Raw genomic sequence first — 21860 nt, forward strand, 5'->3', positions numbered from 1 at the left:
CCCCCCCCCCCCCCCCCCCCCCCCCCCCCCCCCCCCCCCCCCCCCCCGCCCGGCGGGGGGGGGGCCCCCCCCCCGGCGGATCGTCGTATGTGCGATACACCATCGCACGCCCCGCACATGTGCATCCGCTAGGCTCGGTCCATGGAACTGAGCAGCGAATTCTGGTGGTTCATCCTCATCGGCCTGGGCGCACAGCTGGTCGATGGCGCGCTGGGCATGGCCTTTGGCCTGGTGTCATCGTCGGTGCTGCTGGCCATGGGCATCCCGCCGGCGCAGGCCAGCGCGGCCATCCACACTGCCGAAGTGTTCACCACCGGCGCGTCCGGCGTGTCGCATCTGGTCGCCGGCAATGTCGATAAGCGCCTGTTTTTCCGCCTGGCCCTACCCGGTGCCCTGGGCGGCGCGGTGGGCGCCTATGTGCTGACCCAGCTGCCGGGCGACATCATCCGCCCGCTCATCTACCTGTACCTGCTGGTGCTGGCCATCCTAATCCTGGCACGTGCGGCCGGGCGCTGGATGCCCAAGGGCGAGATCCGCCGGGTACCGGTGCTGGGCTTCTTCGCCGGCCTGCTGGACGCCAGCGGCGGCGGTGGCTGGGGTCCGGTGGCCACGTCCACCCTGCTGGCCCGCGGCGGCCAGGCGCGTACCACCATCGGCACGGTCAACGCCGCCGAGTTCGTGGTCACGGTGACCATTTCGGCCACCTTCCTGCTGTCGATGGGCCTGCAGCACCTGCAGATCGTCGCCGGCCTGTTGATCGGCGGCATGATGGCCGCGCCGGTGGCGGCGATCCTTGTCAAGCGGCTGCAGGAGCGCTGGGTGCTGGTGGCGGTGGGCGTGCTGGTGCTGGGCATCAGCCTGTCCCAGATCGGCCATGCGCTGGGCGGTTATCTGGGGCGCTGACGGCCCGCCGGGCATGGCCCGGCGCTACCCGCGCCTGTTCCGGTAGCGCCGGGCCATGCCCGGCGGCTCTTCGCGAAAAGCAGTCGAGCATGGCTCGACTCTACAACAGACGCCGGTCAGGCCTTGTCGCCGCCGCGGTCGACGCAGCCCCAGTTGAGGATGCGGGTACCGGCCGGCAGCACGCTGCGGAAGAAATCCACCTTGGAGCGCTTCGGGTTCACCACCACCGGCGCCTTGGCGGCCAGCAGCAGCGGCAGGTCGGCGGTGCTGTCCGAATAAGCGATGTCGATGTCGCCATAGCCGCGCTCGCGCAGCATGCGCATCTTTTCCTCGTTGTGGCAGTGCCGGGTGGGGCCGACCCCGCCCAGGCGCGGGCCCACTTCGGTGCCGATCACCGGCACATCCTGGTGGGCCACGAAGGCCAGGATGGCGCGGGCCAGCTCCGGCGGTGCGCCGGTCGCCACCACCACCCTGTCGCCCTTGGCGCGGTGCGCGGCAAACACTTCCAGCGCCTGCGGCAGCAGCTTGGCGCGCATCTGCGCTTCGTTGCGGATCACGTAGGCGTCGATCACCCGGTTGAACTCGCGCGCCCGGTGCAGGCCGAAACTGCCGATCCACACGTAGACCGAAATGCCGGTACGGCGGGTCGGCAGCATCGCCACCAGCGGCCCGGCGATCGGCGTGACCAGCAGCGCGGCCAGCATGCGCAGCGGATTGCGCTTGATCAGCGAGGCGAACAGGTGGGTGCCCGAATCACCGTCGTAGAGAGTGTGGTCGAAGTCGAAAACGACCAGCGGCGCATCCTCGCGCGGCGTTGGATAGTGCGTTGTCATGCCCCGAAGAATAGCTGACGCAGGCCCTCGCCCGGTTCTTCCACGCGCATGAAGGCCTCACCCACCAGGAACGCATGGATGCCGGCGTCGCGCATCAGCGCCACGTCCTGCGGGCCCAGGATGCCGCTCTCGGTCACCAGCAGGCGGTCGCGCGGCACCGCCTTCTGCATGTCCAGGGTGGTCTGCAGCGAGACCTCGAAGGTGCGCAGGTTGCGGTTGTTGATGCCGATCATCGGCGCCGGCACCTGCAGGGTGCGCTCCAGTTCGTCGATGTCATGCACTTCCACCAGCACGTCCATGCCCAGCGACAGCGCCAGTTCGGACAGGGTGGCCAGCTGGGTGTCGTCCAGTGCGGCCACGATCAGCAGGATGCAGTCGGCGCCCAGCACGCGGGCCTCGTACACCTGGTAGGCGTCGATCACGAAGTCCTTGCGCAGCACCGGCAGCGTGCAGGCCTCGCGGGCCTGCTGCAGGTAGGCATCGGCGCCCTGGAAGAAGTCCACGTCGGTCAGCACCGACAGGCAGCTGGCGCCGCCGAACTCGTAGCTGACGGCGATGTCGGCCGGGCGGAAGTCGGGGCGGATCACGCCCTTGGACGGGCTGGCCTTCTTCACCTCGGCAATCACCGCCGGGTCGCCGTTGGCCACCGCCGCCTGCAGCGCGCGCACGAAGCCGCGCACCGGGGGGGCACTGGCCACGGCCGCCTGCAGCGCCTCCAGCGGGCGCTGGGCGCGGCGCTGGGCCACTTCTTCGGCCTTGCGGGCCAGGATCGTCTGCAGGATGTCGCTCATCGTCGTCGCTTCGGTACTGGGGCGGTGAGGACGGCCATTATCGGCCATCGGGTGGGTCAGGCTGAACCGCGCGCTCAGGCAACCAGCGCGCGGGTGGTATCAACGTACTGCTGCAGGCGCTGGCGGGCACTGCCATCGGCGATGGCGGCACGGGCAAGGGCCAAGCCGTCACCGATGTCGCTGGCCACGCCGGCCACGTACAGCGCCGCGCCGGCATTGAGCGCGACGATGTCCAGCGCCGGGCCGGCCTGGTTGTCCAGCACCGCGCGCAGCATCTGGATCGACTGCTCCGGGCTGTCCACGCGCAGGTTGCGGCTGGCCGACATGGCAATGCCGAAGTCTTCGGGGTGGATCTCGTATTCGCGCACCTTGCCGTCGCGCAGCTCGCCCACCAGGGTGCCGGCGCCCAGCGAGATCTCGTCCATGTTGTCGCGGCCCCAGACCACCATCGCGCGCTCGGTGCCCAGCTCGCGCAGCACGCGCGCCTGGATGCCCACCAGATCGGGATGGAACACGCCCATCAGCACCGACGGTGCGCTGGCCGGGTTGGTCAGCGGGCCGAGGATGTTGAAGATGGTGCGCACGCCCATCTCGCGGCGGACCGGTGCGACGACCTTCATCGACGGATGGTGGATCGGCGCGAACATGAAGCCGATGCCGGTCTGTTCGATGGCCGCAGCGACCTGTGCCGGCTGCAGCTCGATGGCCGCGCCCAGCGCTTCCACCGCATCGGCGCTGCCGGACTTGGACGACACGCTGCGGTTGCCGTGCTTGGCCACGCGCGCACCGGCGGCGGCGGCGACGAACATCGCGCAGGTGGAAATGTTGAAGGTGTGCGAGCCGTCGCCACCGGTGCCGACGATGTCGACCAGGTGGGTGGTATCGGCCACCGGCACCGCCAGCGCGAATTCGCGCATGACCGTGGCGGCCGCAGCGATCTCGTCGATGGTTTCCTTCTTCACCCGCAGGCCGGTGAGGATGGCGGCGGTCATCATCGGCGAAACATCGCCGCGCATGATCTGCCGCATCAGGTCGACCATTTCGTCGAAGAAGATTTCGCGGTGTTCGATGGTGCGTTGCAGGGCTTCCTGGGGGGAGAAGCTCATCGGAATGCTCCTTGGATCAGGCCGCCGGGCGCTGCAGGAAATTGCGCAGCAGGGCGTGGCCGTGTTCGGTGAGGATGGATTCGGGGTGGAACTGCACGCCTTCCACCGGGAACTGGCGATGGCGCAGGCCCATGATCTCTTCGATCGAGCCGTCCTCGTTCTCGGTCCAGGCGGTTACTTCCAGCGCGTCGGGCAAGCTGGTCTTGTCCACCACCAGCGAGTGGTAGCGGGTGGCCTGGTAGCGGTCCGGCAGGCCGGCGAACACGCCCTTGCCTTCATGGCGGATGGGCGAGGTCTTGCCGTGCATGATGTTGCCGGCGCGGATGACCGTGCCGCCGTAGACCTGGCCGATGCTCTGGTGGCCCAGGCACACGCCGAGGATCGGCGTGGTCGGGCCCAGCCGCTGGATCAGCTCCAGCGACACGCCTGCTTCATTGGGCGTGCATGGGCCGGGCGAAATGACGATGCGCTCGGGTTTCTGCGCGGCGATCTCGTCCACGCTCATCGCATCGTTGCGCACCACCTTCACTTCGGCACCCAGCGTCTGCAGGTACTGCACGAGGTTGTAGGTGAAGCTGTCGTAGTTGTCGATCATCCACAACATGGTCAGGTTCCGTCGCTTATCAGGAAAATGGCGTACACGTTTTCGGTGTAGGTGATGGGGCCGGCTTCGATGGATTCGCGCGTACCAGGCTCAGGCGCTGCGGCGTAGCCGTGACTGCCGGTCACCGAGATCCGGTCCAGGTTCTGGCCATCCTCGTCCAGCTGGGGCCACTGCCCGGCCCGGATGCCGTAGGCGAAATCCGGTGCCACATCGGAAATGCTGTACAGGCCGCGCAGCGACGTTCCATAGGCTTTGGCCAGGCCCTGCGCCGATTCTCGGGTCTGGGCCGCCGCTTCAGACTTCAGCTCGCGGCGCAGTGCGACCTCACCGGAGTAGGTCGGGGCGACGCTGCTGACCTGCACATGCTCATTCGCTTTCAGCGCGGCCAGCACGTCCTGCATCTGCTTCACGCTGGCAAAGCTGGCACGCAACTGGCGCGAAACGCGGGTACCAATGAACACCTGCCGGCTGTCCTCATAGCGCGTGGCGGGGCCGATGCGCAGGTTGTCCGCGCGCACGCTTCCGTCCACCGCCTTGTGCTGCTTGAACAGCGCCAGCGCGCGCGCCACGTTGTCCTGCACGCGGCGGCGCGCCGCATCGGCGTCCATATCGGTCTCTTCGATGTTCAACTGCAGGCCGAAGCGGTCGGGCATCACCGTGCGGGTGCCCTGCCCCTTCACCAGCAGATGCGGCTGCGAGGGAATGGTATTGGCCTGCGCCCACGCGGACGGGGCCATCGTGGCCAGCAGCGACGACCACAGCAATGCGCTCAGCAGCTTCATGCGGTACTCCTTGTCTTCGGTGGGAACAGCGGAAGGTGCCGCGGCGCAGGCCACGGCACGGGGAAACTCACAGGCCCTTGGCGGCCTGGGCGACGGCGCGGAACAGCGCGCGGCCCTTGTTCATCGTCTCGTCCCATTCCTTGTCCGGGTCCGAGTCGTAGACGATGCCGGCGCCGGCCTGCACGTACAGGCGGCCATCCTTGATGACCGCAGTGCGGATCGCGATCGCGGTATCGGCATCGCCGTGCCAGCCGATGTAGCCGATGCTGCCGGCGTAGACATTGCGCTTGATCGGTTCCAGCTCACGGATCACTTCCAGCGCCCGGATCTTCGGCGCGCCGCTGACCGTACCGGCCGGGAAGGTGGCACGCAGCACGTCGGCGTAGCTCAGGCCCGGCTGCAGCTGGCCGGTCACTTCGCTGACGATGTGCATGACGTGGCTGTAGCGCTCGATCACGAACTGCTCGCCTACTTCCACGGTGCCGGCCCTGGACACGCGACCGGCATCATTGCGGCCCAGGTCGATCAGCATCAGGTGCTCGGCGCGCTCCTTCGGATCGGCCAGCAGCTCGGCTTCCAGCGCCTGGTCCAGCTCGGGCGTGGCGCCACGCGGGCGGGTGCCGGCGATCGGGCGCACGGTGACTTCGCCCACGCCGTCATCAGTATGTTGCAGGCGCACCAGGATTTCCGGCGACGAACCGACCACCTGCAGGTCGCCCACATCCAGGAAATACATGTACGGCGACGGGTTCAGCGCACGCAGCGCGCGGTACACATCCACCGGGCGCGCCTTGAACGGCACGCTCAGGCGCTGGCTCAGCACTACCTGGAAGATGTCACCGGCGCGGATATATTCCTTGCTGCGCTGGACCGCATCGACGAAGCCTTCGCGGGTGAAACCGGAAACGAAATCGGATTCGTCCAGCACATCGCTGTTCAGCGGTACCGGATAGCCCGCGCCCGGTGCGCGCAGCTTGGCGGTCAGCGCATCCAGGCGCGCCTGCGCCTGCTCGAACGCGCCGTCGACCCGCGGGTCGGCATGCACGATCAGGTACAGCCGGCCCTTCAGGTTGTCGAACACCGCCAGTTCGTTGGAATCCAGCAGCAGGATGTCCGGCGTGCCCAGCTCATCACGGCCGGCCGGCGGGGCCAGGCGCGGTTCGATATAGCCGATGCATTCAAAGCCGAACCAGCCGACCAGGCCACCGGTGAAGCCCGGCAGGCCGTCCAGCTTGGGCACCGAGTGGGCGCTGCGCAGCGCCTCGACCTCGGCGAAGGGGTCTGCCACCTCGCGGGTATCCACCACCTGGCCGTCCTCGCGCACGGTCAGGGTGTGGCCGTGGAAGGCGTACACGCGGCGTGCCGGCAGGCCGATGATCGAGTAACGACCAAAGCGCTCGCCGCCTTCGACGGATTCAAACAGGTAGGTATTGGGGCCGTCGGCGAGCTTCAGATAGACCGAAAGCGGCGTGTCCAGGTCGGACAGCACTTCACGGACGACGGGGATATGGGTGTGGCCTTCAGCGGCCTGCTGCTGAAACTGAGCGAGCGAATTCAAGACGACTTTCCTTCCGGGACACAGCGTTATGGGGGCGGACGACGGCAACGGGCCACCATCGCCACCAACGGCGTGCGGAAGAAAGGGTATGCGGGGTCGTCAGGCTGGACACCCGTTGACTGTAACGCAGGTTCGGCGGCAGGGAAACCCTGCGGCCCTAGCCCATGCGTCGCGCATGCTCCTGCGACTCCTGCACCTGCTGCTGGGCCAGACCGGCCTCCACAGACGCGGACCGGCTGGCCGTGACGGCATCCACCTGGGCCGTGCTGACGCTGAGGGGCTGGGCCATGCCCTGGGCTACCTCCACATGGGCATGGCGTCGGTGCGGGGCATTGAGGTCGGCGGTGTCGACGGCAAACGCGCGTGCGCGGTCGTCGCTGAGGACCACGTGGGAGATGGTCTCCAGCCCTTCGCGCTTGGCCTGGGCCGCCAGCGCGCCGGCCAGCTGGTCGCTGTGCAGGTCGGGCACGCGGTTGTGGGCCCGGTCCAGGGCGTGGACGCCGGACTGGGCGCCGAGGAACAGCGGATTGGCCACATGGGAGGGATGATCGATGCCGATCGCCTGCGTGCTGGGTCCCGTGGCCCGGCCACCTGCGGCAGGCACGATGCCGGGCTGCTGCTCGATCAGCTTGCGCGCGGCGGCCTCCTGCGTGCTCAGCGCGGAATCCAGGCTGGGGATCACGGTCGGGTCCATGCCATGGCGGGCGGTCGCCTCGCCGAAGGCTGCCCCGATGCCACGGACCACGCGAGCGGACTGGTCCAGGTTGTGCAGCTTCACCGCGACCATTGGCAGGTTTCCGCTGGGCAGATGCGTGGCGGCGGCCGCCTCAAGGCCAGCTTTTGCCCCGCCCACCGTGGCGAGGGCGACCGGTGCGGTCGCGGTAATGCCCTTCACGTGGGATGCCACAAGATCGTAGCCACGTTCGACATGGGCACCGGCCGTGGCAAAGCCGTTCTGCAGCTTGCCCGCCACCCATTGCCCATCGTGGTTGATGGCGGTGGCCACGCGCTCGCCCGTCGCGCGAGCGCCCGCAGCGTCGGCATGGGCCTGCGTGGTCGCGTGCTGCGCACGTTGCTCGCCGAGATCACGAACGGCGTCGCCCTGCCGGGCCAGTTTGTCGGCCACGTTTTCCATGCCCACGCTGCCCGCTACCCACGACAACGCGGACAGCCCACGGGCGCCGGCCTGCGACTGCACGCGATGCACCGTGGCTTCAATGCTGCCGGTCAGTTCACGCCCGGAAGCAATCACCGTGCTTGCCGCGCGCGCCCCCACCTGCAGGCTGGCCGAGCCCATGTTCACCACCTGGCCGATGGCCATGCCTTCGGTCTTCAGCACGCGCTCGACGCCATCACCGGTTCTGTCCAGCACATGGGCAGTGGCAGCGCCGGCCTTTTCCACCTGCTCGCCGATCAAGCGACCGTTGCGCATACCATGCGCCGTGGCGTGCAGCACGGTGGACAGCGGGCCCGCCAGTTCCGCCACCTGGCTGGGCGCGGCCACCTGCGGTCGATCAATCAGCGCGCCTTGCGCATCGCGCGTCTTGGCCTCGAGCAGCAGTTCGAGGCGCCCTGCCGCAAGCGGAATATCGCGCAGCGCCTGCTGACCCGGCTGGGTCGCCAGCTGTTCGATGAACTGTGCAGCGGCGGTCTGCGCGCCCGGCGGCAGACTCTCGCGCAGCTGCTCACCGACAACCTTCTGCATGACCGGGTCCTTCAGCACCATGCCCAGCTCGTTGGCGAGCACACCATAGCCGCGGCGCTGATGCTCGCTCAGGCGGTGCATGCCGTTCTGCACATCGTTCAGCACCTCACCCGTGGTCTGGTAGGTGTGCACGGTCTGCCCGGTGTCGAACGTCGGCAGGCCGTTGTCCTTGGCGTAACGCGATGCGGTTGCCGGATGCAGGCCAGCGGCATTGAAAGTGGTGGCGCGCGCGCCGGTGACGGCGGAAGCGGCGGAGGCCATGCCGCCGCCGAGAGAGTGGCCGGCTATTTCGAAGCCGCCGGAGCTTCGACTATTGACCAACGATGCAAGCGTCATCGCGCGATCGTAGTAATCGCTGCGCATTCCGATGCCCTGCATTCCATTGTTCAGGAAGTCCTCGCCCAGAGACTCCCTGTGACCCGCTGGCACCGAGGGATCGATGATCTCGCCGGTTGACCCCTTGTAGACAAGTACAGGCTTTGCATCCTGCCCCAGCACCCTCTTGTCTGGCAGATAGATCTCTGCGCGAAAGCCTGACTGTGTGGGTTGGAGATGACGCTGCAACTCGTCGTCCGTCATGTTGATTCCCGCAGCCCGAAGTGCCGCAGGATCTGTGCTCGCGCGCGTCCACCCTGCCGGCGGCTCACCGTCGTGCTTGGCTGCCCGATAGACATCGGCTGCCAAGCCGGACATTTCCCGGGAGTGGTAAGTCTCCTTGAGGCGATCTGCCTCTTCTTCGTGACCACTGTCGCGCAACTGCTTGACCAGCATATTCTGCTGTTGAACTTGGCGAGCACGCGACTCGATGTCGGAATCATTCATGGCAAACTCCATTGCGCTTTCGCGGGCTCAACGCAGAGCCAACGTTGCTTATCCAGCATGGGCGCATCTGATAGTGTCATGCCATCACGGCCAAATATTTCAGAGCGACGATGCGCGTCCGACTTCACAATATGATGGCTAGAGCGCTAACAAGCGCGACTCTTGTCACACTTTTACTCATCACTGGATGCGCCGTTTCATCCACACACGGTGCTGATGAGTTCTTTGAAGGACAGCCACTGCAGTTGGCGATCGCGTCCGAGCAGGGCGATGCAGAGACGATACGGCGCCTCATCAAGGACGAAGGGGTCGATCCGGACCACACGTTTTCGTCACGCGACGGGATTCCACTGATTGCATGGCCGCTCCGCGCAAAGAATCTGCAGGGTCTTCAGCTGCTCCTGGAGAATGGTGCAGATCCAAACGCACGCGCCGTCATAAAAATGAATGGGCAAGAGATTCATTTCAACAACGCTCTGGTGTATGCGGCAAAGATGGACGACCCCCGCTTCCTCGAGGCTTTGCTCAAGCACGGAGGAGATCCGAATACGCGCAACTCCAACCATGAAACGCTGATGTATCAAGCATTCATCAGCGGCAATCAATGGAAGAATATCCAGCTTCTGGTTGAGAACGGGGCTCGCGTCAACGAACCAAACCTAGGCAAGAACGACACCGTTCTTAGCCTCTACACAGGCAGAGGCGGGTTTGATTACGCCTACTGGTTGCTGGAACATGGAGCGGACCCGACAATTTCCCTACCCCCCATCGAAGGAACCACCCAATCGCCCCGACAGGTGATGGTCGAGGACATCTACTGGGAAATCACCACGCCCGACAACCTGCCGTGGCAGAAGAAGTGCCAGCAATGGTTGGCTGAGCGCAACATCCCACGCCCGCCGATGCCCGAGCACATCCGCAGGAAGCGGGAGGCCTTCAAGTTCCCGACCAGGGAAGAAGACATCCCGCTGCTATAAGGACAGATGACATGGACGTTCGCCTTCGTGATCCCATCTTCCGTCCCGCCCTCTTGGCGGCAGCATTGACACTGCTTTCAGCATGCGCGCCGCAATCGACGCATGGCGCTGAGGGTTACTTTGAAGGCAAGGCTTTACAGCTGGCGATTGCCGCCGAAGGCGGCGACTCCGATGCCATACGTCACCTTGTCAAAGACGAGGGCGTCGACCCGGACAAGGCGTTTTCATCGCGCGACGGAATTCCCCTGATCGCATGGCCGCTGCGAGCTCGCAGCATCGAGGGACTGAAAGCCCTGCTCGATGCCGGTGCAAACCCCAACACCCGCGAGTCCAAGCAGATGAACGGGCAGTTGATCAACTTCGACAACGCGATGGTCTACGCGGCGAAGATGGACGACGCGCGCTATCTGGATCTTCTGCTTAAGCATGGCGGAAATCCCGATACGCGCAACGTCAACAATGAGACGCTTCTCTATCAGGCGTTCATCAGCGGAAATCAATGGAAGAATGTCCAGACGCTGGTGAAAAACGGCGCAGATGTAAATGAATCCAATCGCCGCAGCTTGGGCGACGACACCGTCCTGAGCTGGTACACACGGAGAGGTGGGTTCGACTATGCCTACTGGCTGCTGGAGCACGGTGCAGATCCCACCATCTCCCAGCCTGTACAGGAAGGATCGGGCAAGACTGCCCGTCAGCTGATGGTCGAAGACATCTACTGGGAAATCACCACGCCCGACAACCTGCCGTGGCAGAAGAAGTGCCAGCAATGGTTGGCTGACCGCAACATCCCACGCCCGCCGATGCCCGAGCACATTCGCAGAAAGCGGGAGGCTTTCAAGTTCCCCAGCCGGGAAGAAGACATCCCGCTGCTGTAGCCCGTAGCTCAAGCCCCGGAAAGCAGCTCGCAGCCAGCCGGCAGGTGCATGCGCACCCGGCCCGGCACGCAGTCGATACGGAAGCGGCGGGCCTGCACCGGCTCGCCGTCCAGGTTCAAGGTCAGCGCCTGCGGGGCCTCGATCTGCAACCACGGCAACTGCGCGCGCGTTGCCACGCGCTCCAGCGCGGCTTCCTTGCCACCGGTCAGCATCTGGCCGATCGTGGCGGCCACCTCGCCTTCCAGTTCGGGCACCACGGTCACGTCCAGCAGACCGTCATCGATCAGTGCCTGCGGGCACAGCTGCTGGCCGCCACCGGCCTGGCGGCCGTTGCCGATGCCCAGGGCGATGAAGCCGCCTTCCCATGCGAAATCCGGGCCGGACAGGCGCGCGGTGATCGGCTCGATGCGGCCCAGTTTGGCGATGCCGGTGATGACGTAGGCCAGCCCGCCCAGCATTTTTTTCAGACCTGCATCGGTTTCCACGGTCACCTGGGTGCCGAAGCCGCCGCTGGCCAGGTTGGCGCACCACCAGGTCCGCCCGTCGGCGTCCACGCGCAGCAGGTCCACGGCGCGCGCGGCGGCCTGCCCGATCAATGCAAAGGCCTGCTGGGGTTCTGTGGGAATGCCGGCGGAAGTGGCGAAATCATTGGCCGTGCCCATCGGCACCAGCGCCAGCGAGGGCAGCGCCTCGGCCGGTTCATCGCGGTGGGCCAGGGTTTCGGCCACGGCGCTGAGCGTGCCATCGCCGCCGGCGGCCACGATCACGTCCACGCCATGGTCGATGGCTTCGGCCACGTAACGCTCGGCGTCGCCCTCTTCCCAGGTCACCCGCACTTCCAGCTGCACGCCCTGCTGCCGCCAATGGCCGACGGCACTGCGCAGGTCGTCGTCGCCTGCGGATTTGCCGTTGAGGATCAGGCGCCAGCGCGGGGTGGTCATGCAGTGCTTCCGGGAGGGGGTGGCACAGGCTAGCAACGCCGCGTTTGCCCGCGGTGAATGTCATCCAGGTGTCATGGATGGCCCGGAGAATGGAAGGCCATAGCAGGGATGATGGATGGAGGCAGGATCAGCCTCCCACGCATGCAGCGAAGCCGCGCCGGGGATTGGCGCGGCTTTTTTTTTTGCGCGCGGGCAGTGCGAACCAAGGTTCGCACCTACCAGAAGCATCAACCGTTGGCGAAATCGTGCAGCGCCTGGCCCTGCAGCCGGTACACGGTCCACTCGTCCTGCGGCTTTGCGCCGGCGGCGGTGTAGAACTCGATGGCCGGTGTGTTCCAGTCCAGCACCGACCATTCGAAACGACCGCAGCCTTCGGCCACGGCCTGGCGCGCGATGTACTTCAGCAGTGCCTTGCCGGCGCCGGCGCCGCGCTTTTCCGGGCTGATGTACAGGTCTTCCAGGTAGATGCCCTTGCGGCCCAGCCAGGTGGAATAGTTGTAGAAGTACACCGCATAGCCGATGGCTTCGCCGTCGGCTTCGCAGATCAGCGCGCGGGCGCTGGCATCGGCACCGAACAGGCTCTCGGCAATGCCGATCTCATCGGTCTGCACCGCGTGCTCGGCCTTCTCGTAGATGGCCAGTTCGCGGATGAAGCGCAGGATCAGGCCGGCGTCGGCCACGGTGGCCGCGCGGATGTTCAACACGGCCGCCGTGCCCATGGCTCAGCCCCGCGCCGCAGCGACATTCGCGCGCATCTGCGCGATCACGTCCTGGTAGCTGGTCTTGGCGTTGAAGATGGCCGAACCGGCAACGAAGGTGTCAGCGCCGGCGGCGGCGATTGCACCGATGTTGTCGGCCTTCACGCCACCATCGATCTCCAGGCGGATGTCCTTGCCGCTGGCATCGATCTTCTGGCGCACCACGCGCAGCTTGTCCAGCGCCGAGGGAATGAAGGCCTGGCCGCCGAAGCCCGGGTTGACCGACATCAGCAGCACCAGGTCCAGGTCATCCAGCACCCAGTCCAGGATGTCCACCGGGGTGGCCGGGTTCAGCACGATACCCGGCTTGCAGCCCAGCGAGCGGATCAGCTGGATGGTGCGGTGCACGTGGCGGCTCGCTTCCGGGTGGAAGCTGATGTAGGTGGCACCGGCCTCGGCGAAATCGGGAATGATGCGGTCCACCGGCTCGACCATCAGGTGCACGTCGATCGGCGCGGTGACGCCGTGCTTGCGCAGCGCCTGGCAGACCATCGGGCCGATGGTCAGGTTCGGCACGTAGTGGTTGTCCATCACATCGAAATGGACCCAGTCCGCACCGGCGGCCAGGACGTTGTCCACTTCCTCGCCCAGGCGGGCGAAATCGGCGGACAGGATGGACGGGGCGATGAGGCAGTTGGACATGGCCGGGGCCTTGGGCACGAGGGGAAAGGGGTTCAGCGCTTGCGCAGGGTCTTGATGCGGTCGTAGGCGGCATTGATGCGCCGCGACTTCTGTTCGGCCTGCTGCTGCAGCTCGGGGGCGGCGCCACCCAGCTTGTCGGGGTGGTACTGGGAAATCAGCTTGCGGTAGGCGCGCTCGATCTCGGCGTCGGTGGCCTCGGAGGTCAGCCCCAGCTCCCGGTACGGGTTTTCCTTGTTCAGGCGGAACCAGTCCGAGTCGAAGGCATGGCCCAGCAGCAGGCCTACCACCGCCCCGAACAGCGGATTGGGCCGGAACAGCAGGGCCCCGGCGATGAATCCGAGGAGTTTTCCGTACCAGCGCATGGCGTTCCGGGGGCGACCGACGAAATGGACGATCATTTTACGTCACAGCGGGCCCGGACCGCTTTACACTAGGCCGCCCGCTGGTCAGCGGGCCCGCCGGGTCCGTTGGGCAGCCGTATCGACAAAGCCCCAGGAGTGCCCGTGCCGACCACGCTGTTGCAATCCGATCTCCCCGGCCTGCCCTTGCGCCATCGCGGCAAGGTGCGTGATGTGTTCGATATTCCGCGCGAGCGGCTGCCGGCAGGGACCCCGCCGGGCGATTACCTGCTGATGGTGGCCACCGATCGCCTGTCGGCGTTCGACGTGGTGCTGCCCGACCCGATTCCGGGCAAGGGCGAAATGCTCTGCCAGGTGTCCAATTTCTGGTTCGCCAAGACCGCGCACCTGATGCCCAACCACCTGACCGGCATCGATGTGGCCAGCGTGCTGCCCGAGGGCGTGGACCCGGCCCTGTATGCCAAGCGCGCGGTGGTGACCCGCAAGCTGAAGCCGGTGCCGGTGGAGGCGATCGCCCGCGGCTACCTGATCGGCAGCGGCTGGAAGGACTACCAGCGCACCGGCAAGGTGAGCGGTATCGACCTGCCCGACGGCCTGCGCCAGGCCGAGCAGCTGCCCGAGCCGATCTTCACCCCTTCGACCAAGGCCGCCGTGGGCGACCATGACGAGAACATCGATTTCGATGCGATGGTCAAGCAGGTGGGTGCGGACCTGGCCGAGCGCGTGCGCGATGCCACCCTGCGCATCTACAAGTTCGCCGCCGATTACGCCCGCGAGCGCGGCATCATCCTGGCCGATACCAAGTTCGAGTTCGGTACCGATGCCGATGGCCGTCTGTACATCATGGACGAGATGCTGACCCCGGATTCCTCGCGTTACTGGCCGGCCGACGAGTACGAAGTGGGCACCAGCCCGCCGAGCTACGACAAGCAGTTCGTGCGCGATTACCTGGAGACGCTGGACTGGGGCAAGACCGCCCCGGGCCCGACCATCCCGGCCGAGATCATCGAGCGCACCCGCGCCAAATACGCCGAGGCGCTGCAGCGCCTGGCCGGCATCAGCGTCGACTGATGCCCCTGCGCCCCCGGCCTGGCCGGGGGCGTTCTGTGTGGGGTGACCGACGGCGGGATGGAATGGGGCCGGACGTAATGCACCCGATGAACGGCACCCGGTAGAGTCGACCGTTGGTCGACTGCTCTCCGTTCAAACCGCGAAAATCGCCGCGCTGCGCGCGATAGTCGACCAACGGTCGACTCTACCCCGTCGTTTCCACACAGTCGGCCCCACCCAGTCGGTCCCGCACAGTCGCCCCCACCATTCGACGCCCCCCATCACCGCGCGGCGCTGCGGGAGTATGCTGGCCGCATGCAGACCACCACCCAGCTTGCACGCCCCGTCGATCGCTACTTCGCCAGCTATTCCGACGACCACCAGAACCCGATCAACCAAGCCATCCATGTGGTGGCGGTGCCGGCCATCCTGTGGTCGGTGGTGGCCCTGCTGTGGTGCGTACCGCCGCTGATCACCTGGTTCCAGCACGGCATCTGGGCGGCGTTTGCGATGTTCAGCGCCTGGTGCTTCTACAACAAGCTGTCGCGCCCGCTGGGCATCGGCATGCTCATCCAGTTCTTCGTGTTCGGCTGCCTGTGCCGCCTGCTGGAAGCCGAAATCGGCCTGCATGCGCTGCGCTGGCTGGCGGTAGGGGTATTCGTGGTGGCCTGGATCGCCCAGTTCATCGGCCACAAGTTCGAGGGCCGCAAGCCCAGCTTCCTGACCGATCTGACTTACCTGCTGATCGGCCCGGCCTGGGTGATGGCCAAGTTGTACCGCAAGCTGGACTGGCGCTACTGAGCGCCGCGCGGCTTTCCTGAACGGGGCCGCGCGCTCACCGTGGCTGTACGCCGTGCCTGCCACGCTGCCGGGCAGGCCGTGGCTGAACCCATCCGTTGCCGACCCACGTGAACCCGCAGCCCCTGCGGTGCAGGGCCTGCGCCCTTCCGTGCGCGGGCGTAGGGGCCGATTCGGCAAAGCCGCCACACGTACCCGGCAAGGCCGCAAACGCCCCATATTGCGCTGCAAAAAACATGAATACCGCACGTTACATGCTGTTTGTCGCCGTTACATGGGTTTCGGCGACATTTGACTGGCTGTTAGACTCACTGACCTGCTCGTGAATCATGGATTCCCTGCATGCTCCCCAGCCTGCCCCTGCTGCTGGCCCTGCCGTTCCTGATGGCAGCGGCCGTTGCCGCCTTCCCCCGTAGTTCGCGCACCACTGCTGCCTGGCTGGCGGCGCTGGCGCCGTTGGGCGGGCTGGCCATTCTTGGCTGGCTGACCCCAGCGGTGATGGACGGCCAGGTGGTGCGCAGCGTGGTGCCCTGGCTGCCGCAGATCGGGCTGGATTTCGCCCTGCGCCTGGATGGCCTGGCCTGGATGTTCGCCGGCATGGTGCTGGGCATCGGCGCGCTGGTGGTGCTGTATGCGCGCTACTACCTGAGCAGCCAGGACAACGCCCACCGCTTCTACTGCTACCTGCTGCTGTTCATGGGCGCCATGCTGGGCATGGTGATTTCCGGCAACCTGCTGTTGCTGATGATCTTCTGGGAAATGACCAGCATCAGCTCGTTCCTGCTGATCGGCTTCTGGTCGCACCGGCAGGACGCCCGCGAGGGCGCGCGCATGGCGCTGGTGATCACCGGTGGCGGTGGCCTGGCCCTGCTTGGTGGCGTGCTGCTGATCGGCCGCATCGTCGGCAGCTTCGACCTGGACGTGGTGCTGGCCGCCGGCGAGCAGATCCGCGCCAGTGCGCTGTACCCGTATGCGCTGTTCCTGGTGCTGGCCGGCATCTTCACCAAGAGCGCGCAGTTCCCGTTCCATTTCTGGCTGCCGCACGCGATGGCCGCCCCTACCCCGGTGTCGGCGTACCTGCATTCGGCCACCATGGTGAAGGCCGGCGTGTTCCTGCTGGCACGCCTGCACCCGGCGCTGGCTGGCAGCGATCTGTTCTTCTACACGGTCAGTGGCATTGGTGCGCTCACCCTGCTGATCGGCGCCTGGAACGCGATCTTCCAGCACGATCTGAAGGGCCTGCTGGCCTATTCGACCATTTCCCACCTGGGCCTGATCACCCTGCTGTTCGGCCTGTCCACGCCGATGGCGGTGGTGGCCGGCGTGTTCCATATCCTCAACCACGCCACGTTCAAAGCGTCGTTGTTCATGGCCGCCGGTATCATCGACCACGAGACCGGCACCCGCGACATGCGCCGCCTGGGCGGCCTGCGCAGGTTGATGCCGTTCACCAGTGCGCTGGCCATCATCGCCTCGCTGGCGATGGCCGGCATCCCGCTGCTCAATGGCTTCCTGTCCAAGGAAATGCTGTTTGCCGAGGCGCTCACCGCCGGTGGCCCGGGCACCATGCGCATGGCGGTGTCGATCGCCGCGCTGCTGGCCGGCGTGTTCGGCGTGGCCTACAGCCTGCGCTTCGTGCACGACACCTTCTTCGGCGATGGCCCGCACGACCTGGACCACGTGCCGCATGAGCCGCCGCGCTGGATGAAGGTGCCGGTGGAGATCCTGGTGGTGATCTGCGTGGCGGTGGGCATTGCCCCGGCGCTGACCATCGCCCCGGTGCTGCATGCCGGTGCGGCGGCCATCCTGGGCAGTGCCATGCCCGACTACAGCCTGTCGGTCTGGCATGGGTTCAACCTGCCGCTGGCGATGAGCGCGGTGGGCGTGGTTGGCGGCGTGGCGCTGTATTTCGGCCTGCGCAGGCTGATCAATCTGCACGGGGTGCAGAACACCGCCACCGGCCGCAACGTCTTCCATGCGCAGCTGGATGCGCTTTCCGCGCTGGCCATGCGCCTGACCAACGGCATTGCCAACGGCAGCCTGCAGCGCATGCTGCTGGGCCTGGTGCTGGTGGCGGTAGTGGTGGGCGCGGCGCCGTTCGTGGCCAACCCGGGCTCGCCCAACTGGACCAAGCCGCAGCCCATTCCGCTGCTGGGCTGGGCGCTGTGGCTGGTGATGATGGGCTGCGCGGTGGCCACCCTGCGCATCTACAAGCAGCGCCTGCTGGCAGTACTGCTGGTGGGCGGGGTGGGCCTGATGGTTGCGCTGACCTTCGTGTTCCTGTCCGCACCGGACCTGGCCCTGACCCAGCTGCTGGTGGAGATGGTGACCCTGGTGCTGATGCTGCTGGGCATGAACTACCTGCCTGCACAGTCCGGCCCCGAGCGGCCGCGCTGGCGCAAGCGCCGTGATGCGGTGATCGCCATCATCGCCGGTGCCGGCCTGGGTGCGCTGGCCTACACCGCCATGACCCTGCCGCCGAACACCATGGCCGGCGAAATGCTGGCGCGCTCGCTGCCCGAGGCCTACGGCCAGAATGTGGTGAACGTGATCCTGGTGGACTTCCGCGGCTTCGATACCTTCGGCGAGATCACCGTGTTCGGCATCGCCGCGCTGGTGGTGCACGCCCTGCTGCGGCGTACCCGCATGGCGCCGGAACAGATCATGCCCGGCCCACCGATCAAGCTGCCGGTGCCGGCCGACCTGGCCCAGATCATGTTCCCGCTCACCCTGACGGTGTCGATCTTCCTGTTCCTGCGCGGCCACAACGCGCCCGGCGGCGGCTTCATTGCCGGCCTGGTGCTGGCGGTGCCGCTGCTGATCCAGTACGTGATCCAGGGCTCGGCGTCGGTGGAATCGCGCTTCGGCTTCGACTACATCCGCTGCATCGGTGCCGGCCTGCTGATCGCCCTGCTCAGCGGCTGCGCCTCGATGCTGTTCGGCGTGCCGTTCCTGACCAGCGGCCATATCGACCTGCACCTGCCGCTGATTGGCGAGGTGCCGCTGGCCAGCGCGATTGGTTTCGATATCGGCGTGTACCTGGTGGTGTTCGGCGGCGCCATGCTGATGCTGTCGATGATGGGCACGATCAAACCCTCGCGCACCCGCACCGCGCGCAAGGGCGAGATCGATCTGCAACGCCGTTCCGCCCTGACCGGGGAGATGCACTGATGGAACTGGCCCTGGCCACCGCGATCGGCGTACTGACCGCCATCGGTATCTACCTGCTGCTGCGCGCGCGCAGCTTCGATGTGATCCTGGGCATGACCTTCCTGTCCTACGCCACCAACCTGCTGATCTTCGCCGGTGGTCGCGTGGTGCAGGGCAAGGCGCCGGTGCTGCAGGAAGGCATGGACAGCCACCTGGGCAACTACACCGACCCGCTGCCACAGGCGCTGGTGCTGACGGCCATCGTGATCGCCTTTGCGATGACCGCGGTCAGCATCGTGCTGGCCATGCGCAGCCGCAGCGACAACCACAGTGACCATGTGGACGCCCACGAACCGGACGACGACGCACCGCCGCGCCGGGGCGAGGACCACGCATGAACCATCTGGTGATCCTGCCGATCCTGGTTCCGCTGCTGGGCGCTGCGCTTTCGCTGTTCGTCGAACACCGCCGCTATGGCCCGAAGGTGCAGCGCGCGGTGGCGTGGACCGCACTGGGCGCGCTGGCGCTGGTGGTGGGCCTGCTGTTTGCCGCCACCGCCGGCGGTGATATCCAGGTCTATCTGCTGGGCGACTGGCCGGCGCGGCTGGGCATTGCCCTGGTGGCCGACCGCCTGTCGGCGTGGATGCTGCTGACCACCCTGCTGCTGGCCATTCCCTGCCTGCTGCATGCGTGTTCGGGCTGGGACCGGCGCGCACCGCACTTCCATGCGCTGTTCCAGTTCCAGCTGGTGGGCCTGAACGGTGCGTTCCTGACCGGCGACATCTTCAATCTGTTCGTGTTCTTCGAGGTGATGCTGATCGCCTCCTACGGCCTGCTGCTGAGCGGCGGCCGCGGCCTGCGCATGCGCATCGGCCTGCATTACGTGGTGTTCAACGTCACCGCTTCCACCCTGTTCCTGATTGCCCTGGGCCTGCTGTACGCCTCGCTGGGCTCGCTGAACATGGCCGAGCTGTCGCAGCGCATCGCGCAGGTGCCGCCGGCGCAGCTGACCCTGGTGAAGGCCACTATGGGCCTGTTGCTGCTGGTGTTCTGCGCCAAGGCCGCACTGATGCCGCTGTACCTGTGGCTGCCCGAGGCCTATTCGCGCGCGCCGGCAGCGGTGGCCGCACTGTTTGCGATCATGACCAAGGTCGGCCTGTACGCGGTGCTGCGCATCCAGATGCTGTGGTTCGGTGAGGATGCCGGGGCGATGGCCGGCTACGGCCGCGACTGGCTGCTGTGGGCCGGCGTGGGCACCCTGGTGCTGGGCGGCCTGGGCGCATTGGCCGCCACCCGCCTGCGCGTGCTGATTTCCTACCTGGTGATCGTTTCGGCGGCCACCTTGTTCATTGCCTTCGCGGTGGGCACGCCGCGGGTGCTGTCCGCCGGCCTGTACTACCTGCCGCACAGCAGCTTCGTGGCCGCAGCACTGTTCCTGGTGGCCGATCTGATCCGGCGACGCCGCGGCGGTGCGAGCGATCGCAAGGAAGTGGTGGCGCCGATGCCGGGCAAGGAAACGCCGGCGGTGCTGTTCCTGATCGGCGCGGTGTCGGTGGCCGGCCTGCCGCCGCTGTCCGGCTTCCTGGCCAAGGCCGCACTGCTGGCCGGCATGCCGGCGCAGTACACCGGCGTGGTGTGGACGGCGGTGCTGGTCAGCAGCCTGCTGGTCATCATGGGCCTGACCCGCGGTGGCATCCGCCTGTTCTGGCGCGTGCCGGCACCGGACCCGGCGCTGCCGCCGCCGCGCAAGGCGCCGCTGCGCCGCGTCGAGCTGTATGCCGCCTGCCTGCTGCTGGCCTATGGCATCGGCATGACCCTGGGCGCTGCCCCGCTGATGCGCCACACCGATGCCATCGCCGCGCAGCTGCTGCAGCCGGGCGAGTACGTGCAGCAACTGCGTGCGACCACGCCGGAGATCCGCCAGCCATGAACGCACAGCGCTCGTTGTTCCGCCGCATCATCCCCTCGCCCGCCCTGAGCATCATGGTGGTGGCGTTCTGGGTGCTGATGTCCGACAGCTTCACCCTGGGCCAGATCGTGCTGGGCCTGGTGCTGGGCGTGGTGGTGCCGCTGTTCGCCGCGCGCCTGGACCGCGAATTCGCCCGTATCGGCACGCTGCGGCCGGTGCCCAAGCTGCTGTTCGTCACCCTGTGGGACATTCTGGTGTCCAACATCCGGGTGGCGATCCAGGTGCTGGGGCCGGAAAAGAACATCCACCCCGGTTTCATCTGGTTGCCGCTGGACATCGCCAACATCCACGGTATCGCCGCGCTGACCAGCATGATCACCCTGACCCCCGGCACGGTGTCGGCTGCGTTGAGCGACGACCGCCGTTTCCTGCTGGTGCACGTGCTGCACCTGGACGACCCGCAGGAGCTGATCGACACGATCAAGCGCCGTTACGAAGCCCCGTTGATGGAGATCTTCCCATGACTGGATTCCAGATCATCCAGACCACCCTGGTGGTGTGCATGCACGTGGTCGGCCTGGCCATGCTGCTGGCTACCTGGCGCCTGCTGCGCGGGCCCACCGTGCCCGACCGCATCCTGGCGCTGGACACCCTGTCGGTGACCGCCATCGCCGAGCTGATGCTGTTCGGCATGTACCTGAACTCGGCCATCTACTTCGAAGCGGCGCTGGTGATCGCCATGCTGGGCTTCGGCAGCACGGTGGTGCTGAGCAAGTTCGTGCTGCGGCGGGACATCGTCGAATGATCACCTTCATCCAGATCGCGCTGTCGGTGCTGCTGCTGTTCGGCTGCTTCTTCATCCTGGTGGGCGCGCTGGGGCTGGTGAAGCTGTCCACCTTCTTCAAGCGCCTGCATGCGCCGACCAAGGCCAGCACGCTCGGCGTGGGCTGCGTGCTGGTGTGTTCGGTGTGCTACCACATCTTCCTGGGCCAGGACCCGCAGCCGCGCGAGCTGTTGATTACCGTGTTCCTGTTCATCACCGCGCCGATCAGCGCGCACCTGATGGCCAAGGCCGCGCTGTCGCTGCTGATGGAAACCCGGCCCAGCCTGCCGGGCAACGAGCGCGCCGCCGAAGAGCAGTTGCCGCCGCCGGAACCGGAGCGGGAAGAGGAAACCAGCGCGCGTTGAGGGTGGGTGCGGTAGGTGCCGACCCTTGGTCGGCACGTGGGTAGAGTCGGGGGGGGGGGGGGGGGGGGGCGGGCGGAGGGGCGGGGGGGGCTGCGTGCTCAAGGCA

Annotated in this window: 22 protein-coding genes; 11 read left to right on the plus strand and 11 right to left on the minus strand. The window is 66.6% G+C overall.

What is annotated here, in order from left to right:
• Positions 1-141: 141 nt before the first annotated feature.
• Positions 142-903, plus strand: coding sequence for a sulfite exporter TauE/SafE family protein (locus IAE58_RS14800; protein WP_199932992.1), 762 nt, complete (start codon positions 142-144; stop codon positions 901-903).
• A 116-nt stretch (positions 904-1019) separates the two neighbouring features.
• On the opposite strand, the gene IAE58_RS14805 is transcribed toward IAE58_RS14800, so the two are convergent.
• The 7 genes from IAE58_RS14805 to IAE58_RS14835 all read right to left on the minus strand — a co-directional run bounded on the left by IAE58_RS14805 (position 1020) and on the right by IAE58_RS14835 (position 9104).
• Positions 1020-1736 carry a haloacid dehalogenase-like hydrolase gene (locus IAE58_RS14805; protein WP_199932993.1) on the minus strand — a complete coding sequence of 239 codons (717 nt, stop codon included), beginning with the start codon at positions 1734-1736 and terminating at the stop codon, positions 1020-1022.
• Positions 1733-2527 (minus strand): indole-3-glycerol phosphate synthase TrpC, encoded by a 795-nt coding sequence (gene trpC, locus IAE58_RS14810; RefSeq protein WP_199932994.1) that lies wholly within the window; start codon positions 2525-2527, stop codon positions 1733-1735. Before trpC ends, IAE58_RS14805 begins: the two co-directional genes overlap by 4 nt.
• Before the next feature lie 74 nt (positions 2528-2601).
• Positions 2602-3633 (minus strand): anthranilate phosphoribosyltransferase, encoded by a 1032-nt coding sequence (gene trpD / locus IAE58_RS14815; RefSeq protein WP_199932995.1) that lies wholly within the window; start codon positions 3631-3633, stop codon positions 2602-2604.
• Positions 3634-3649: 16 nt separating this feature from the next.
• Positions 3650-4237 carry an aminodeoxychorismate/anthranilate synthase component II gene (locus IAE58_RS14820; protein WP_108754392.1) on the minus strand — a complete coding sequence of 196 codons (588 nt, stop codon included), beginning with the start codon at positions 4235-4237 and terminating at the stop codon, positions 3650-3652.
• 2 nt (positions 4238-4239) lie between these two features.
• Positions 4240-5019: an SIMPL domain-containing protein gene (locus tag IAE58_RS14825; RefSeq protein ID WP_199932996.1), complete on the minus strand. Its 780-nt coding sequence runs from the start codon at positions 5017-5019 to the stop codon at positions 4240-4242.
• 67 nt (positions 5020-5086) lie between these two features.
• Positions 5087-6577 carry an anthranilate synthase component I gene (gene trpE, locus IAE58_RS14830; RefSeq protein ID WP_199932997.1) on the minus strand — a complete coding sequence of 497 codons (1491 nt, stop codon included), beginning with the start codon at positions 6575-6577 and terminating at the stop codon, positions 5087-5089.
• A gap of 157 nt (positions 6578-6734) precedes the next feature.
• A complete protein-coding gene (locus IAE58_RS14835; protein WP_233614744.1) occupies positions 6735-9104 on the minus strand; it encodes an XVIPCD domain-containing protein in 2370 nt (789 codons plus the stop codon).
• 245 nt (positions 9105-9349) lie between these two features.
• Here IAE58_RS14835 and IAE58_RS14840 point away from each other — a divergent pair, with 245 nt between their 5' ends.
• Together IAE58_RS14840 and IAE58_RS14845 are read left to right on the plus strand one after the other, a co-directional pair.
• Positions 9350-10081: an ankyrin repeat domain-containing protein gene (locus tag IAE58_RS14840; protein WP_233614745.1), complete on the plus strand. Its 732-nt coding sequence runs from the start codon at positions 9350-9352 to the stop codon at positions 10079-10081.
• 11 nt (positions 10082-10092) lie between these two features.
• The gene (locus IAE58_RS14845; protein ID WP_199932999.1) at positions 10093-10959 is read left to right on the plus strand and encodes an ankyrin repeat domain-containing protein; all 867 of its coding nucleotides are present in this window, start codon (positions 10093-10095) and stop codon (positions 10957-10959) included.
• 8 nt (positions 10960-10967) lie between these two features.
• Here IAE58_RS14845 and yegS read toward each other — a convergent pair whose 3' ends face one another.
• From yegS to IAE58_RS14865, 4 genes are all read right to left on the minus strand, one after another.
• Positions 10968-11900, minus strand: coding sequence for a lipid kinase YegS (gene yegS, locus IAE58_RS14850; protein ID WP_199933000.1), 933 nt, complete (start codon positions 11898-11900; stop codon positions 10968-10970).
• A gap of 227 nt (positions 11901-12127) precedes the next feature.
• Complete coding sequence (locus IAE58_RS14855; RefSeq protein WP_199933001.1) at positions 12128-12619, minus strand: GNAT family N-acetyltransferase; 492 nt, start codon at positions 12617-12619, stop codon at positions 12128-12130.
• Between the two features lie 3 nt (positions 12620-12622).
• A complete protein-coding gene (gene rpe / locus IAE58_RS14860; RefSeq protein WP_108751097.1) occupies positions 12623-13300 on the minus strand; it encodes a ribulose-phosphate 3-epimerase in 678 nt (225 codons plus the stop codon).
• Between the two features lie 32 nt (positions 13301-13332).
• Entirely contained in the window at positions 13333-13662 is a 330-nt protein-coding gene (locus IAE58_RS14865) for a DnaJ domain-containing protein (RefSeq protein WP_107232903.1), read from the minus strand.
• Between the two features lie 141 nt (positions 13663-13803).
• On the opposite strand from IAE58_RS14865, the gene IAE58_RS14870 reads away from it, so the two are divergent.
• The 8 genes from IAE58_RS14870 to IAE58_RS14905 all read left to right on the plus strand — a co-directional run bounded on the left by IAE58_RS14870 (position 13804) and on the right by IAE58_RS14905 (position 21754).
• A complete protein-coding gene (locus tag IAE58_RS14870) occupies positions 13804-14730 on the plus strand; it encodes a phosphoribosylaminoimidazolesuccinocarboxamide synthase (protein WP_029379835.1) in 927 nt (308 codons plus the stop codon).
• A gap of 294 nt (positions 14731-15024) precedes the next feature.
• Positions 15025-15510 carry an Mpo1-like protein gene (locus IAE58_RS14875; protein ID WP_199933002.1) on the plus strand — a complete coding sequence of 162 codons (486 nt, stop codon included), beginning with the start codon at positions 15025-15027 and terminating at the stop codon, positions 15508-15510.
• A gap of 339 nt (positions 15511-15849) precedes the next feature.
• Complete coding sequence (locus IAE58_RS14880; RefSeq protein ID WP_199933003.1) at positions 15850-18678, plus strand: monovalent cation/H+ antiporter subunit A; 2829 nt, start codon at positions 15850-15852, stop codon at positions 18676-18678.
• Entirely contained in the window at positions 18678-19055 is a 378-nt protein-coding gene (locus IAE58_RS14885; RefSeq protein ID WP_108763092.1) for a Na+/H+ antiporter subunit C, read from the plus strand. Before IAE58_RS14880 ends, IAE58_RS14885 begins: the two co-directional genes overlap by 1 nt.
• Positions 19052-20587, plus strand: coding sequence for a monovalent cation/H+ antiporter subunit D (locus IAE58_RS14890; protein ID WP_199933004.1), 1536 nt, complete (start codon positions 19052-19054; stop codon positions 20585-20587). Before IAE58_RS14885 ends, IAE58_RS14890 begins: the two co-directional genes overlap by 4 nt.
• Positions 20584-21090 carry a Na+/H+ antiporter subunit E gene (locus IAE58_RS14895; RefSeq protein ID WP_108751103.1) on the plus strand — a complete coding sequence of 169 codons (507 nt, stop codon included), beginning with the start codon at positions 20584-20586 and terminating at the stop codon, positions 21088-21090. The genes IAE58_RS14890 and IAE58_RS14895 overlap by 4 nt, the downstream gene beginning before the upstream one ends.
• Positions 21087-21371 carry a K+/H+ antiporter subunit F gene (locus IAE58_RS14900; RefSeq protein ID WP_006399171.1) on the plus strand — a complete coding sequence of 95 codons (285 nt, stop codon included), beginning with the start codon at positions 21087-21089 and terminating at the stop codon, positions 21369-21371. The genes IAE58_RS14895 and IAE58_RS14900 overlap by 4 nt, the downstream gene beginning before the upstream one ends.
• Positions 21368-21754, plus strand: coding sequence for a Na+/H+ antiporter subunit G (locus tag IAE58_RS14905; protein WP_108754402.1), 387 nt, complete (start codon positions 21368-21370; stop codon positions 21752-21754). Before IAE58_RS14900 ends, IAE58_RS14905 begins: the two co-directional genes overlap by 4 nt.
• Positions 21755-21860 lie beyond the last annotated feature (106 nt).

This window comes from Stenotrophomonas sp. S49 (assembly GCF_016624905.1).
In the GTDB taxonomy this organism is placed as follows: Bacteria; Pseudomonadota; Gammaproteobacteria; order Xanthomonadales; family Xanthomonadaceae; genus Stenotrophomonas.